Raw genomic sequence first — 13,902 nt, 5'->3', positions numbered from 1 at the left:
GTCGTTCGGGGGCAACAACAGCCGGGACCCATCTGAGGGGTGCTTGTGCGCCTTCAAGATGCGAAAGCTTTGTTCAGCGAGGTCGTGAACCGTGCGCGTGATGACGGCCCGCAGCTCGTGGTGCTGCCCGGCGAGGACGCTGTCGTGATCGTGTCGGCCGAAGCTTTCGACCGGGACCGAGAACGCCACACTGGCCGTCGCCTGGTCGAGGCTCTGGCGATCTCGCCATTGCGCGACCTCGAGCTCGAGCGCCCGCTCGTGATCGGCCGGGTCCGGGACGTGGATTTGTAGAGGGTTACTCCTCGACACCCAACGTGCTCTCAGAGCTTCGCAAAAGAGAGCTTTTAAGAGCCCCGGCGGCTACCTCAGCAGCCTGACCGGAGGCGAGGGGAGGGGAGTTTTCGTTCGGGCGGATCGAACCGGACCAAGCTCCGCAATCGAATGCGCGCATGACGGGGTTCAAGCAGGGTGTCGAAACCTCGGGCTCAAGGGTCGTCCGACGCTCACGCCTTCCATGGGTCGACGATCTCGATTCCAAGATCATCGAAATGCCGCAGGTTCCGTGTCGCGATCGTGGCGTGGCGAGCCAAAGCGATGCCACCGATCATACTGTCGCGTAGGTCGCGCGGCTCGCCCCGGCGTTGACGCGCCCCCATCAACACGGCCGTCTCCTGTGCGGCAGCCGCATCGAAAGGTGCAACGCGACGCTCGAGCTTCTCGGCGATGAGGCTATCGAACGCCTCGCGGCGCGCGAGCAGGCGTCGTCCGTCCGGCATGATCTCGAGCCCGAACCTGACCTCGAGCACTGTGATTGCTGTGGTCCATACCGAGGCCCGCGGCTGCTCGTCGAGCCAGCGCAGCACCGCGGTATCGGGCGCATGGTGCATAAGGGCGGAGATGATATTGGTGTCGAGGATGATCATTCCTCGAACGGACTCTTGACGGTATAGCCACGCAGCTCGGGGATCTCCTCCCCTTCCTGTAGGCCAATGCCGCTGAACAGCGCCGCGATCTCAGTTCCGAGCCCGCCGCCGGGACGTTCCTCTTCCTTGACGACGTCGCGAAGGATGTCGCGGACCTCGGCCTCCATACTGCGGCCATGCCGGGCTGCGCGCCGTTGCAGACGCTTCTTAACGTCATCTTCGATGTCGCGAACTAGGATCTGGGCCATCTTCCGTTCCTTTGTGCTATCATGATAGCATGTCTTTCCAGCGAGGGAAAGAGGGCGACCTCCGAGCGGAGGCCGAACCAGACGGCTTGGCGAGGTCGCCAGGGTTGAGCCCTGACGGCCTACTAATCGGCCTTGCTCTCATGCATGGAATATAGAGCACATCTGATGCACGGAGCCGATCGCGCTGAGCGCGCAGCCGGTAAAGCGCCAAAGCCGCCAGGCGGCAACGCCGATATATCGAGGAGGAACCCGATCGGGACGACGGCGAGCGCGGCCGCGATGACGGCGCCGTAGACACGCCCGAACAGGCTATTGGTCGCTCCTCGGATCACGACAGGGCGCCTCCCGGCGTCCGCTCGGCCAGCACCAGCTCGCGCCAGTGACGGTGCTGGGCGGCGGGGTTGGGGTCTGGCACAAACCCGGCGCTCCGGGCGAGCGCGAGGGCTGCGTCATGCGTGGCCTCGACCATGGCGCCGATCGGGCCTGCATAGCCCAACCGCCGCGCCTCTTGGACGAGAAGCGCGATCGTCTCCCGGGCGATGCCGCGGCGGCGGTGGGCCGGGTGGGTGATCACGTTGAGGAAGCAGCCCTGGCCGGTATCGCGGTTAATGACTCCGAAGCCGAGGACTGCCTGGGTGGCGGCGTCACACGCGACGTAGGGATCGTGCCCGGCCCGGGCTTGAGCGTAGCTGGACGTGTCGAGCCGTCGCGCGGTCTCGGGGTCGAGCCGGAACCAGGGCCGCGATGAGCGGGCGGTGGTGGGCGCCGAAGCGCTCGAGAATGAGGGGCGGTGTCGTCATTCGGATCCCTTCGATTGGACCGGTCGGAGTGTGAAGTGGGAGGTCACGACGGGATCGCTCATTCGGCAGCCGCCTGCGCACCGCCGCTGCCCACGTAAAATCGGGACGGGTCAAGGAGCGCGAGAGCGCGGCCGCCTTCCGCTTCCCACTTGGCGACCTAGTCCTTGTCGGCAACGCTCGCCCAAGGACAGCAGCGCCCCCTAGAGCGCCTTCGGTTCGAGCGCGAGAAGCCCGGCTTTTTCGACAGGCAGCCTGCCTCGATCAGGCGGCGGGTTTGGGTCTTGCGTTCCGCCTCGCGAACACGCCTCAGTGGCGAGCAATGTCCTTGATGACCTCCGAGCGGGCTTCCTCCACCTCTCGACCGACCAACCCGACAACGTCGGCGACATGGCGCTCCATGATCGCGATGCGCTCGGCCTGTGGGTGATCGGGCGGGTAGTCGTACAGCTCGAGCTTGATGGAAACGAGGGTATAGCCGAGAAACGCGGCTTCCTGACCGTTGGCGCGAAGCGTGGCTCCGAAATCGGCGAGCATAGCGGCGACGGCGGCTCGCGAAAGGCCACCCGGCGCCTCCGACAGCAGAGCATGCTGCATGCCGAAGCCGCGCTCGAACCCCGCGATGAGCTCGGCCCGCAAAGCTGGATCGTGCGCCGCCCGGCGCACGGCATCTTCGATGCCGTTCAGGAGCGACTCAGTCGTGTCGAGTGGGTCTTCATCGGCGGGTAGATCCGAGATCTGCACTTGCTTACGTCGCGGTTTTCAATTGCGACCTCGGTATTGCCGAAATGTGCAGGCACTATGGCCGGTGGTGCCCTTTTGGCCTGCAGTGGACGGCCACCGGCGGGGCTGGGCTCTGCAACGGGACGAGCCTTAGCAAGGAAATTGGGGATTGGATCGAAGCGGAGATAATCCAGGTCGTGAGCAACTGGCGCAGGGAGGAGCTGGACGCTGGCGCCACTGGCGCATGCTCAGCCCGCGCTGGTCACATCGGCCGCTGAGCGGGGAGAGGGGGGCCAAGCGTGGCGACCGTTGGAACGCACCTGAGCTCCGCGCTCTACATGTCGGAAGCGTTCGCGACGGCCGGTGCCCAGCATGAACAGGACCTCGGCATTCGACTAGGCACCTTGTGCGCCTACGATGTCGACGCGGACGGCATCGCGGATTTGAACGACCTCGTGACCGTGCGCGCTATCGGCGTCGAACCGGCCGACTTGGAATGTCCATGGAAGCAGATCGCGCTCGTCGACAAGAAGTGACCGCGGACCTGGTATTTGGCCGATCGCCTCATCGCGGACGGCGCCCCCGGGGTCCGGGTTCCGTCCGCCCGCGGACGCGGGATCAATCTCGTCCTCTGGCAGTGGAAGGTCGGTCCGGCTTCACCGCGAGTCGTGGCTCTTGATCCGCTGGCCGACTTGCCGCGAGACCAAAGTTCCTGGTCGACCTGTCGAGGCCGCAGAGCCGGCCTCGAGGGCCATCCGGCCGCAGCCTATGTAGCGATCGGGCGGACGTGAGACCCGTCGCGCGGGTCGGTGGGCCCGCACTCCTTTCACTTTCCTAGCGGGGGCGACTTTTCCACCCGCCGGGCGCAGCGGGACGCGGAGCAGCCGGAGGCCGAACGCGCTGACCAGAGAGCGCCGTAGAGAGGCCGGAGGGTGTGGTAAAGTCGCCCATGCGGGCACTCGCCCGCACGCCGCATCGACCTTTCAACCGGACCGGTTCTCTGCGACCAAACTTGACGCGTTCCTGCCCCGCATAGGATAGCCGGGCCGGCTGGCGGGCGGAGAGGCTCGCCATGACGTGGATACGCTTGGAGTCGGAACGCCGCCCTGCGCCCGCACTGGCGGAGCACGATCGTCCAATCATCGACGCCGAATACACTGTGGTCAACGAACCGCCGAACTCCCGGTGGCGGCGCCAACGCGCGTCAGAGCCAAACCCCGCGTCGATGCTCGAGCCCCTTTGGGCTTTCCGCGTGATCCTGTGCGTACTGCTCTGGCCGATCCGCTACCTGGTGCGGATGGCGGTCGTGACGCTGGCGTTGGTAATGATCCTTGTGCGCCCGTTCATCCTCTTCTTCTACGCAGCGTCGTTCGTCGCGTTCTGCGGCATGGGCATCAAGCTCTATGCGGGCCAGTTGGAGCTCGCCGGCCAGCTCGCTTTCTGGTCGGTCGCGCTCGGGGCAATCCCGGCGATCTGGGACTACATCCTCGAGATCGTGGCACCCGACATGGAGTGGAAGCGCCTTCAGATGTAACGCGGCGTGCGGCGGCTCTCAGCCTGCCGTGCGCTCCGGTCCCTCCGGATCGTGCCGCTACTCGGCCGGTCCAGGAGCTGGCGCGAGTCCAGCGCCACCCGGACTTTCGCCGGCCTGATAGACAGCAGCCTTGCTCTGAAACCGGCTCTCCCCGACGAGCCCTCTCATGTCCTCCCGACGGAAGAAGATGGCGCGCCCGCAGCGAATTGGGGGTGCGTTCTGGATGAACACGATCTGCTCGTCGGACCGCATGGTCTGGGTGACTTCCTGCGGCAGGATCAGCCGTCGTTCGCCCAAGGTCCGAGTCCGCGACCCGCGCCCATTCGAGGCGACAGTTCGGGCCGTCGTCTCTACGGTGTAGGTGCCGCAATTCGTCGAGACGAATTCGGCCGTGTCGGGATGGCCGACCACGGCGAAGGAGACCCAGGACACGTTGTCGAGCCACTTGGAACGGGCGTGCCTGCCCCAGATCTCATCGAGTTGGCCGAGTGACTGGTAGACCAGCACCAGGGTGATCTCGTACTTGCGGAAGGCATCGCGGATCACCTCGAGCTGGCTCATCGTGCCGAGCATCCGCGCCTCGTCGATCATGAACAGCACCCGATCCTGGATCGCGGCATAGCCGTTGGCGGCCGTGTTCAGAAGTGCGCCGATGATGACCCGGCCGAGCGCCGGATGGGCCTTGAGGGTGGCGAGGTCGATGGAGATGAACAGGTCGATCTCGCCCGAGACCAATTGCTTGGGGTCGAAGGTGTTGCCGGACACCAGGGCGGCGTAGCGATCATAGGCCAGCCACTCGATTTCCGAACTCGCCCCCTTCAGGACGCCCGAGAAGGTCGCCTCTGTGAGGTTGATGAACGGCCCGAGCGCGTCCTGGACGAACTTGTTAGGAGACTGCTGATGGATTTTGGCCAGGCGCTCACGGAATGATTTTTCCGGCTGCGCCATGAACTCGTGGAGCGCCTTGAGGGTCCGGCGGCCGCGGTATTCGTCCGAGAAGACGATGTGGGCGAGAACGCCGGTGAGGAGGTGCCGCGCCGAGACCTCGAAGAAGCGCGTGTTGCCGGACGAATCCACGCTCTCGGTCATGAGCCAGGTGACGACGGTGGTCACATCCTCTTCGGCCGAGGTTTCGCCCGTTCCGATCCAGTCGAGGACATTGAACCCCACCTTCGGTCTGCGGGGGTCGAGGATACGGACCTTTCGCCTGGAGGTGCTGCGAACACGGTACACCATGTCGCCCACCTCGCCCGTCGGGTCCAAACAAACGATCGGGCCCCTCCACCGCAGGCAGGTCGGAACGACCACCGACGAGGTTTTGTAGCCGCCTGAGCCCGCGAACACCAAACCATGTGTCGACCCGAAAGAGCAGTCGAACGCCAGCAGCGGAGCCTTGCCGCCTTTGCCCCAGGTGTCAGGATTTCGGGGGTCGAAGCGAAGGTCGGCAACGTCATCCTGGTCCACACGGTAACGCTCGCCGATCACGATCCCGCCTGTTTCCGGGAGGAGCTCGGCGGCTTCCTTCATCGGCATCCAGTCCGCATTGCCATACAGCGTCGACGACGATCGCCGCGGCGATCGGAGCCGCCTGCGGATCGTCAGGCCGGCTCCAAAGCCCATCAACCCGGCGAAGGCGGCGCCGTACCAGACGAACTTGTCGGACTGCCGGAGAGCCTCGCCCATGGCGATGTCGCCGCGCAGACGATCAACCCGTTGATACTCGAGCAAGATGGCCAGCGTCGCGCACGCGAAGGAGGCGAGAGCGACCGCGAGGGCAACCTGCCGCCGCCTATGGAGGGCGATGAAGGGCAGGCAGAGAACGCCCACGAGCGCGGGAACGGCACACCGCAGCGCGTACCAGGAACGCTCCACGGTGAGCTGATGTTGAGCCGGGAACAGCTCGACCAAAAAGGGCCAAGCGAGGTAGAGGACCGATACGCTCGCCGCCATTGCCAGCAGGCAGACCCCGACGAGAATGCTCGTCGGGGTCTCAGCTATCGGCTGACTGGCTGAACTCGGCATCACCCCTCGCCTTCAATTTTTTGTATCGTTCGCTGGCCGGATCGAGCGCGGCGAGCTCCAGCAGCGCCCCGAGGAGCACGGCCTTATCCGCCGTCCTCAAGCCCGCCTTCACCACGAGGCCACCGAGCTGGATCTTCTCGCGGGCGTCGACCTTACGTGCGCGCGCCGTCATCGAGCTGCGGTCCCTTTGAACCCGCACCAGCCTCTGACGCAGCCGCCGGAGGGTCGACCACGGCCGGCGCTTTGTGGCGGCCCTTGCGAAATCGCGCGGCCAGCTCGGTCAGGGCCTTTGTGAGGTCTTCGTCGCTGATATCGAGATCGAGTAGGCCTGCCTTGTTGGCGATCTTCCCGATCCGACGCTCCTCTCGCTCCTCGCTCTCGGCCAACTGTTTCTTGAGATCTTCGATCTCGGCGAGGATGTCCGCCCGGTTCCTGCGGCGTGCCATGCCTTCCCCATAAAAGTTGTTCGTTCCGACGGTAATGGGCCTAAGCGACACGGATATACGGGTCAAGCTGGAGTTCTTCGAGGTTCAGCTTTCCCTTGCGCGTTAGCGCACGAGGAAGGCTCGCGGAGCGAGTCCGTATGAGGTCCCGAAGCGGAGCGGGCCGGACGGCCCGCGTGTTGAGGGCGCACCATATGGGTTTTCCCCGGAAAACCGATCTGCTACGCTTGGCGACGCTGCTGCTTCGCTCCGGTCCTGCTCTTGGCGATCTTCAATTTCACGGTGCAGAGGATCTCCCGCGGGGACGGCCGTGGCGCCGTCGCTGCGGCGTCTTACCGCCACCGGGAGCGGATGCGCGAGGAGGAGACGGGGCGAACCTGCCGCTACACGAACCACCGGGACGAGAAGGTCCATGCCGAGCTGGCGTTGCCCGACCAGACTCCGGAGTGGTTGCGCAACCTGGTCGACGGGCGCGCCCCGGCCCAGGCAAGCGAAGCCCTCTGGAACCGGGTCGAGCGGGAGGCGACCCGCGCAAACGCCGTGCTCGCCCGCGAGATCAACATGGCGCTCCCCAAAGAGCTGTCGCGCAAGGAGCATATCGCCCTCATGCGCGACTTCGTGCGCGAGGCCTTCACGAGCCGCGGCGTGGTGGCGGACTGGGTGATCCACGAAAAGCCCGGCAACCCGCACGCCCACGTCATGCTCACAGCGCAGCCGCTGTCCGAGACCGGCTTCGGCAAGAGCTACAGCCGCATCCTCGACGCGGCGGGCGAGCCCGTGCGGGCGAACGGAAAAGTCCAGTACAAGGTTTGGGAGGACGGACGCGACACCATCCGGGACTGGCGCCGGGCGTGGGAGAACGTCACCAACCGGCACCTCGAGCGCGCCGGGATCGAGGCCCGCATCGACGGCCGATCGCTGAACGAGCGTGGATCGTCGCTCACCCCCAATGTTCATCTCGGGCCCGAAAACAGGTCGGATCGGAACGGTAGGATCGAGGGCAGCCTTGAGCGGAGGCAGGCCGCCATCCAGCGCGAAAATGCCGAGCGCATCCGCGCGAACCCGAGCGAACTGGTCCGGCTCGCGGCATCGCAGGCGGCCGTGTTCACGCGCCGCGACGTGGAGCGCGTGGCGAACCGCTACCTGAAAGGGGCCGAGCCGGAGGAAGTCAGAACCCTCGTCGACGAGGCGCTCGCGTCACCGGACATCGCGGCCACCCTGTCGAGCGCGCTGGACCCCTTCACGGGCCGGATGGTCGAGGCGATGGTGTATGCCACGCGCGACATGATCGCCCTTGAACAGCGCATGATGGAGCAGGCGCGGGCGCTTCGCCTCGACCCGTCGCACGGGGTCGACAGCGCCCATGTCGAGGCGGCGCTGAACGCTCAAGACGATACGATCAGGACCGCGACGGACGGCCGAGCCGCGCTGTCGGAGGAGCAGCGCGAGGCTGTGCGCTACGTCACCGACGCGCGCGGGATCGCGGCGGTGGTGGGGTTCGCCGGATCGGGCAAATCCACCATGCTCCAGGCGGCGAAGGAGGCCTGGATCGCCTCCGGTCGGCGGGTGTTCGGCGCGGCGCTCGCCGGCAAGGCGGCAGAAGGTTTGAAAGACAGCTCCGGGATCGAAAGCCGCACGCTGGCGTCGTGGGAATACGCTTGGTCGCAGGGGCGCGACGCTCTCCAAAAGGGCGACGTGTTCGTGATCGACGAGGCCGGAATGGTCTCCTCCGGCCAGCTCGCGCGGGTGATCGACACGATCCACACTGCCGGTGCCAAGGCCGTTCTGGTCGGCGACGCGATGCAGCTTCAGCCCATCCAGGCGGGGGCGGCTTTCCGCGCGATCTCGGAGCGGATCGGCTTCGTCGAGCTGGAGGGCATCCGCCGCCAGCGTGCGCACGAGTGGCAGCGCGAGGCCTCGCTCGACCTCGCCCGTGGGCGCACGTTCGAGGCGTTGCAGGCGTACCGGTCACACGGCTCGGTGCGCTTCCACGACACGGCGGAGGCCGCGCGAGAGCAGATCGTGGCGGACTGGAGCGTGGCCAACCGGCAGGGGTCGGTGCTGGTCGTCGCGCACGCCAACAAGGACGTGGATGCGCTGAACTGCGGGATCCGCGACGCCCGCAAGGCGGGCGGCGAACTGTCCGGCACGGAGGTTCACTTCGAGACCTCGCGCGGCCTGAAGGGCTTCGCCATCGGGGACCGGGTGTTGTTTCTGAAGAATGAAGCAGAGGTGAAGAACGGGATGCTGGGCACGGTAGAGGGTTTGGGCCTCGACACGCTCACCGTCCGGACGGACGGGGGCAACACCGTCACGCTGAAGCCGTCCGAATACGAGCACTTCAGCCACGGCTACGCGGCGACCGTCCACAAGGCGCAAGGCGCCACGGTCGACCGAACGCTGGTCTATGCGTCCGAGACCATGGACCGGCATCTCGCCTATGTGGCGATGACGCGGCACCGCGACGACGCCGTCATCTACGCGTCGTCGGAGACGTTCGGCAGCCTCGCCGACCTGGCGCAGAAGCTCGGGCGTGACGGCGCCGCCACGACGACCCTGGACCATGACTTCATGCGCCGGCGCGCAAATGTGAACGACTTGCCGGAGGCCGTTCCCGACCGCGCGCTCACACGGGATGTCAGCGCACAACGCCCGCGGGCGGAGACGAAAATTAACGAGCGCGCCCCGGCGGCCGGGGATGCCGCCGCGATCCTGCAAGCGGCGCTCGCGACCGCCGACCAGGTGCCGAGGCAGACCGGCACGGCGCCAACAGCCGAGGTCGACGCCGGCGCGATCGTTGACAAAGCCGCAGCCGTCACAGTGCATGCGAGAACAGAACCGGCGACCCATTCCGAGCGCGCCGCGAAGGTCATGGTGGCGGCCGTGCGAAGCGCGCCGGGCACCGACAAGGCGGCGATCGAGGCCAGGGTCGCCGCGGCCGCTGCTTTCCATCGAGCCCGCGAGGCCGCGCGCTTCGCGGTCGAGGCGGTGTGGAAGAACTCCGATCCGATCGTCGCGCGGATCGATGCCGCCATCCGCGGTGAGGCTGACATGGCCGCGCTTGCCGCGCTCATGCGCGAGCGCCCCGAACAACTCGGCGAGATGCACGGCCGGGAGGAACGGCGGGGGCTGCTCGCTCGCCTGCTGCCGGAGTCCGAGGTCGCGAGGGCGGGCCGGACGGAGCGGGCGGCGGCGCAGGAGGACGCGGGCTTCGCAGCCGACCAGGCGATGCGCGCGTCCTCTATCTGGCGGGACAGGCTGGCGCAGGAAACTGCGGCGGCGGTCGTGCGGACGGAGCGGATGGGGCACGCGGTCCCGTATCTCTCCGATCGCGCTAGCGGCTTGCTGCGGGCGTTCGTGGAGGCCCGGGAGGCCGGGCCGGAGGCGGAGCGGCTTGCCGGCGCCCGGGCTCGCGACCGCGAGGACCTGACGGCGGAACTCGTCGCTTATGACGCGGCGCTCACGCGCCGCTTCGGGGCGGACGCCTTCACGGAGCGGGCAACCGAGCGGTTCGAGGATGCCTTGGGCCGCGATCGCTGGGCGGCGGGGATGCTCAGGACGCTCGGACCCAAGGTGCGCGACTTCGCGGCCGCGCAGCGCGAGATGGACGCGCGCTTGGCGCGGGCGGCGCAGGATCGGGCGACGCGACCTGGGCCCCTGTTCGCCGCGGTCACGTCATTCGACCGGACGCCCGAGGAGGTCGCGCGGGACAGGGTGATGGCCGACGGCTCGATCTCGGCCGAGGTGAAGGCGCTCGAGGCGGCGGCGCGCGTCGTCTACCGCAATCCCGACGCGGCCGTGCGGGCGATCGTCGAGGCGCTGCCCGACCGGGAGGGCTATGATCGCTTCGTGGATCACCTGTTCGAGAGGCCCGAAGAGATCGGCGCCCTGGCCGGAGCCAAGGGCATGTTCGTGGGGCGTGCCGAGAAGCAGGCGCGCGCCGCCGCCGAGGAGACGGCCAAGGACTTCGCGCTCCGGGCGCGGGAGCTCGGGGACAACTATGCCGGCGCGGTCCGCCTCGCAGCCGAGCAGGAGCGGGAGGCCCGTGCCGCGGCGGCGATCGAGGTGCCGGGCCTCTCGGCGGCGGCCCAGGCCGTGGTCGACCGGCTGCAAGGCCTCGCCTCGGACCAGGTGGGGGAGCAGTATCGCGCCTTGTCGGCAAGCCCCGAGGTGCGCCGCGAGGTCGAGGCGTTCGGGGAGGCGGTTCTGCGCAAGTTCGGGCTCAGCCTCAAGGTGGAGCGGGTCTCGCCCCGGCCGACCGCCGAGCAGCGGGCCCAGTTCGCGCGCGAGCTGCCGCGCCTCGAGGCGGCGCGCGCGCTCGCGCGGGGGCAGCGGCTCGAGCGCGATCGGCAGAGGGAGCTCGTCCGGGACCTGCAGCAGCGCAACGAGCGCGGCCGTTAGAAGGCCGTGGCCGGGGCGCGCGGGCCGCCTGACGCGGGTCCGCCTCTGTTGCCGGGCAGAGTCAGGGTGAGGCCGGAGGATGGCTTGGATGTTATGAAGGGAGAGAGCGTCGACGCGGGTTTCGGGCAGCTCTTATGAAAGAGCGCCCAATCGCGCCGGCCGGGGCGCACAGCGCTATGGAGACAACCCATGACCATGACCACCGCCAACGCCCTCGGCGCCCGTGAGACGGAGGCGGGCCCTTCCGTCGCCGAGCAAATCCGCGAGCTCGCCCGCGCGCACGACGTCGTGTACGAGCGCCGCCCGCTCGACGACTACGCCGAAACGATCTCCCGCCTCTCGGACGCCGAAGTTGCGCCCGACGAGACCGAGTGTCTCTTGCGCGCGCTGACCGACGCGGGCGTCCTCACCCCCGAGCAGCGGTTTCGCCTGCACGCCGCCTACCTGCGCCAGAGCCGGGCATGACCTTCGATCCGTTCGGCGATTTCGAGAGCCGGGGGTATCTGCGGAACAACGAAGGAGTCAAAGACCCGGCCGAGGTGAAGCGCCTCGAGCACGAGATCTTTCGGGATCATGTGGGAGGAGCCGTCGCGGCGCTGCGCACCGACAAGGCGCTTGGCTACGAGGACGTGGTCGATACGCACCGGCGGCTGTTCCAGACCATGTATCCGTGGGCAGGGCAGGATCGGACCGAGAACGCCCCCGACATCGCCATCGTCAAGGGCGGCCGGTCCGACCTGTTCGCCTACCCGGACGAGATCCGTCGCGCCGCCGCGCACGCTCTCACGCGCGGCCAGAAGGTCGAGATCATGCGCGAGCGGCCGGGCGAGGTCATGGGCCTCCTCGCCTACGCCCACCCGTTTCTGGAGGGGAACGGGCGCACGATCATGGTCGTGCATGGCGAAATGTGCCGGAGGGCGGGCCTTCACATCAAACTGGCAGGCCATCCCCAAGAAGAACTACCTCGAGGCCCTCACGAAGGAGCTGGACCAGCCCGGACGCCATCTCGATCGCTTCCTGGCGCCCCACGTTCGCCTGGAGGGGCTCGGCCGGGAGCAAGAGGCCACGATCCTGCGTTCGCTGCCGGGGTTAGGGCCCGCGCGGGAAACGGATCGCCCGCTGCCCGAGTCGACCGCCGCTCAATCGACAGCCAAGGTCGAAACCTGCTGCTCGGCGCACTCTGCGCCGCGGCCTCCAGCATCATCCAGTCTTGAGGCGAGCCAGGTGGAGACACGGCCTCGCGAGAAGCAAAGTCTCCCTCTGCCGGCCAACGCCGCTGATCGAACCCTGCCTTTGTCGGAAGTCTCGGCGCGTGTGAAGGCCGACCCACACATAGCGCCCTACGTCGCTGCTCTGAAATCAGCCGCCGAAGTCGCGTTCAAGGAACCTGCGGCGGTGGTGGCCTCGCTCACCACGCAGGCGATCGAGATGCCTGAAGCCGAGCCGGCGATCAGAATGCAGCTTTACGAACGTCCAGAAGTATTTGGCGATTTGAGGGGCGGAACGACTCGGCTCGGCCGGGAGGACGCGGAACGTCAGGGGGCGCGCAGCGCAGGTGGATCGGTGGCCAACGCCTTCAGCGAGTTGGCGGACGTCGCCCGCTCCATCAAAGCCGAAATCCTCTCGGATTGGTCCGAGTACGTTCAGCGGGAGCAGATCGCCATTCCGGCGCCGAGCGAGGAATTGCAAGCGGTGTTGGGCCAAGGCGAGATGACGGCGACCTCAATTGCCGAGGTCGCCCGCAACACGGGCCTTGTGAACGAGATCAACGCCTTTCTCGAAGCTGCTCAACAGCGCTTCGGATGGGCTGGCATGGCAGCCGTCCGAGGCGACCGAATGGCCGAGCTGCGGGATCGCATGTCAGGCATCAAAGAGCACGATCTCGAACGGGTTGCTCGTCTGACGCAGGACGTGGGGAGGCTGCATGATCGGGTTCAGGCTCAGCACGAGCGTCAAGAGCGCAAGGTGGAGCACGACCTGAAGCTCACGCGTCGGTCAGCGGAGATTGAGCCCTGAACGGATACCGACTCATCGGGATCGGAGCCTTCGTGGCGGCCGCAGCGATCCTTGGGACGTTCGAGGTGTTCGGGCTGACACTCAACATGACGCCCTCCTACCCGCGCGGCATCTGGCGGCGCGTGGAAGCCGTCGAACCACCACTGACGCGCGGGCGCATGGCGCTGGCGTGCCCGCCAAGCTCGCCAGCTTTCGACGAGGCGTTCGGGCGTGGCTACATGGGCGGACCGGGTTGGTGCCTTAACGGCTACCGGCCGATCATGAAGAAGATCGTGGCCGTCGCCGGCGATATCGTGACCTTCGACGGCACCGGCGGCGCCATGCGGGTCAACGGGCAGGAGATCCCGAATTCGGCTCGTCAAGCCCGCGATGCGGCCGGGCGTCCGATGGCGTCCTGGTCGGGCGGAGCGATCCCGCCGCACCAGACGCTTCTGGTGTCGGACTACGATCCCTACTCCTTCGATGGCCGCTACTACGGGCCGCTGCCCGAAACCTCGGTCTACGCCTACACGGAGCCGGTCCTGACCGTTCCCTGACGCACCCCCAAACGCGAACCCACGGAAGCGCCTCGCGGCCCCGTGGGTTCAAAGAAAGCGCGGATTATACCAATCGCCTTCTGGCCGGCGCGCCACACGAGACCTGGCCGCCAGGCCCCCAAGCGCGTCAGCGCCCCGCGAGGGATCGAAACCGCAGGCCGAGACGCCGAGTCGGCAGCTCGGGGACGGGCGTCAGAACCGACGAGAGCCCGACGGCGAAGCCGGCGCGCCCTCAGCCCGGGGTCATCGCAGAATGTGT

Annotated in this window: 14 protein-coding genes and 2 pseudogenes; 9 read left to right on the top strand and 7 right to left on the bottom strand. The window is 67.3% G+C overall.

The annotated features are described in order from the left end of the window. Positions 1–39 precede the first annotated feature (39 nt). Positions 40–291 (top strand): type II toxin-antitoxin system prevent-host-death family antitoxin, encoded by a 252-nt coding sequence (locus MFF61_RS32820; protein WP_306423430.1) that lies wholly within the window; start codon positions 40–42, stop codon positions 289–291. Positions 292–503: 212 nt separating this feature from the next. Here the strand turns inward: MFF61_RS32820 and MFF61_RS32815 are convergent, their stop codons facing one another. The 4 genes and pseudogenes from MFF61_RS32815 to MFF61_RS32800 all read right to left on the bottom strand — a co-directional run bounded on the left by MFF61_RS32815 (position 504) and on the right by MFF61_RS32800 (position 2,712). Then, positions 504–923: a type II toxin-antitoxin system VapC family toxin gene (locus tag MFF61_RS32815; RefSeq protein ID WP_238241903.1), complete on the bottom strand. Its 420-nt coding sequence runs from the start codon at positions 921–923 to the stop codon at positions 504–506. Beyond that, on the bottom strand, positions 920–1,171 hold the full coding sequence (locus tag MFF61_RS32810) for a FitA-like ribbon-helix-helix domain-containing protein (RefSeq protein ID WP_238241901.1): 252 nt from the start codon (positions 1,169–1,171) through the stop codon (positions 920–922). Before MFF61_RS32810 ends, MFF61_RS32815 begins: the two co-directional genes overlap by 4 nt. Positions 1,172–1,499: 328 nt before the next feature. Beyond that, positions 1,500–1,931: pseudogene (locus MFF61_RS32805) on the bottom strand (GNAT family N-acetyltransferase); the annotation flags it as partial. A 346-nt stretch (positions 1,932–2,277) separates the two neighbouring features. Beyond that, the gene (locus MFF61_RS32800; RefSeq protein WP_238241899.1) at positions 2,278–2,712 is read right to left on the bottom strand and encodes a hypothetical protein; all 435 of its coding nucleotides are present in this window, start codon (positions 2,710–2,712) and stop codon (positions 2,278–2,280) included. 278 nt (positions 2,713–2,990) lie between these two features. Between MFF61_RS32800 and MFF61_RS32795 the strand changes: the two genes are divergently transcribed. The 3 genes from MFF61_RS32795 (at position 2,991) to MFF61_RS32790 (ending at position 4,225) form a co-directional block, all read left to right on the top strand. Continuing rightward, positions 2,991–3,227, top strand: coding sequence for a hypothetical protein (locus tag MFF61_RS32795; RefSeq protein WP_238241898.1), 237 nt, complete (start codon positions 2,991–2,993; stop codon positions 3,225–3,227). A 15-nt stretch (positions 3,228–3,242) separates the two neighbouring features. Further along, positions 3,243–3,482 carry an RES family NAD+ phosphorylase gene (locus tag MFF61_RS34110; protein WP_353960074.1) on the top strand — a complete coding sequence of 80 codons (240 nt, stop codon included), beginning with the start codon at positions 3,243–3,245 and terminating at the stop codon, positions 3,480–3,482. 281 nt (positions 3,483–3,763) lie between these two features. Beyond that, the gene (locus MFF61_RS32790) at positions 3,764–4,225 is read left to right on the top strand and encodes a hypothetical protein (RefSeq protein ID WP_238241897.1); all 462 of its coding nucleotides are present in this window, start codon (positions 3,764–3,766) and stop codon (positions 4,223–4,225) included. A 57-nt stretch (positions 4,226–4,282) separates the two neighbouring features. On the opposite strand, the gene MFF61_RS32785 is transcribed toward MFF61_RS32790, so the two are convergent. The 3 genes from MFF61_RS32785 to MFF61_RS32775 are packed head-to-tail and all read right to left on the bottom strand — an operon-like array spanning position 4,283 to position 6,693. Further along, positions 4,283–6,247 carry a type IV secretory system conjugative DNA transfer family protein gene (locus MFF61_RS32785; protein WP_238241896.1) on the bottom strand — a complete coding sequence of 655 codons (1,965 nt, stop codon included), beginning with the start codon at positions 6,245–6,247 and terminating at the stop codon, positions 4,283–4,285. Then, entirely contained in the window at positions 6,216–6,419 is a 204-nt protein-coding gene (locus MFF61_RS32780) for a conjugal transfer protein TraD (RefSeq protein WP_238241895.1), read from the bottom strand. Before MFF61_RS32780 ends, MFF61_RS32785 begins: the two co-directional genes overlap by 32 nt. Then, positions 6,400–6,693, bottom strand: a complete 294-nt coding sequence (locus tag MFF61_RS32775) for a TraC family protein (RefSeq protein WP_238241894.1) — start codon at positions 6,691–6,693, stop codon at positions 6,400–6,402. The genes MFF61_RS32780 and MFF61_RS32775 overlap by 20 nt, the downstream gene beginning before the upstream one ends. 258 nt (positions 6,694–6,951) lie before the next feature. Here MFF61_RS32775 and traA point away from each other — a divergent pair, with 258 nt between their 5' ends. From traA to traF, 5 genes and pseudogenes are all read left to right on the top strand, one after another. Further along, on the top strand, positions 6,952–11,091 hold the full coding sequence (traA, locus tag MFF61_RS32770) for a Ti-type conjugative transfer relaxase TraA (RefSeq protein WP_238241893.1): 4,140 nt from the start codon (positions 6,952–6,954) through the stop codon (positions 11,089–11,091). Positions 11,092–11,280: 189 nt separating this feature from the next. Further along, positions 11,281–11,556: a hypothetical protein gene (locus tag MFF61_RS32765; protein WP_238241891.1), complete on the top strand. Its 276-nt coding sequence runs from the start codon at positions 11,281–11,283 to the stop codon at positions 11,554–11,556. Continuing rightward, positions 11,553–11,927, top strand: a pseudogene (locus tag MFF61_RS34000) (cell filamentation protein Fic); the annotation flags it as partial. The gene MFF61_RS32765 and the pseudogene MFF61_RS34000, both read left to right, overlap by 4 nt. 61 nt (positions 11,928–11,988) lie before the next feature. Continuing rightward, on the top strand, positions 11,989–13,107 hold the full coding sequence (locus tag MFF61_RS32755; RefSeq protein WP_238241909.1) for a hypothetical protein: 1,119 nt from the start codon (positions 11,989–11,991) through the stop codon (positions 13,105–13,107). Further along, positions 13,104–13,643, top strand: coding sequence for a conjugative transfer signal peptidase TraF (traF, locus tag MFF61_RS32750; RefSeq protein ID WP_306423431.1), 540 nt, complete (start codon positions 13,104–13,106; stop codon positions 13,641–13,643). The genes MFF61_RS32755 and traF overlap by 4 nt, the downstream gene beginning before the upstream one ends. Positions 13,644–13,902 lie beyond the last annotated feature (259 nt).

The sequence above is a fragment of the Methylobacterium isbiliense genome (assembly GCF_022179325.1).
Classification (GTDB): Bacteria; Pseudomonadota; Alphaproteobacteria; order Rhizobiales; family Beijerinckiaceae; genus Methylobacterium; species Methylobacterium isbiliense.
This window is presented reverse-complemented; position numbering and strand designations above follow the sequence as displayed.

What these genes read in the sequence shown, in the direction of transcription:
- MFF61_RS32815 (WP_238241903.1), bottom strand. Translation starts at nt 923, where the DNA reads ATGATCATCCTCGACACCAATATCATCTCCGCCCTTATGCACCATGCG.
- MFF61_RS32785 (WP_238241896.1), bottom strand. Translation starts at nt 6,247, where the DNA reads ATGCCGAGTTCAGCCAGTCAGCCGATAGCTGAGACCCCGACGAGCATT.
- MFF61_RS32765 (WP_238241891.1), top strand. Translation starts at nt 11,281, where the DNA reads ATGACCATGACCACCGCCAACGCCCTCGGCGCCCGTGAGACGGAGGCG.
- MFF61_RS32810 (WP_238241901.1), bottom strand. Translation starts at nt 1,171, where the DNA reads ATGGCCCAGATCCTAGTTCGCGACATCGAAGATGACGTTAAGAAGCGT.
- MFF61_RS32790 (WP_238241897.1), top strand. Translation starts at nt 3,764, where the DNA reads ATGACGTGGATACGCTTGGAGTCGGAACGCCGCCCTGCGCCCGCACTG.
- MFF61_RS32780 (WP_238241895.1), bottom strand. Translation starts at nt 6,419, where the DNA reads ATGACGGCGCGCGCACGTAAGGTCGACGCCCGCGAGAAGATCCAGCTC.
- MFF61_RS32755 (WP_238241909.1), top strand. Translation starts at nt 11,989, where the DNA reads ATGGCGAAATGTGCCGGAGGGCGGGCCTTCACATCAAACTGGCAGGCC.
- MFF61_RS32775 (WP_238241894.1), bottom strand. Translation starts at nt 6,693, where the DNA reads ATGGCACGCCGCAGGAACCGGGCGGACATCCTCGCCGAGATCGAAGAT.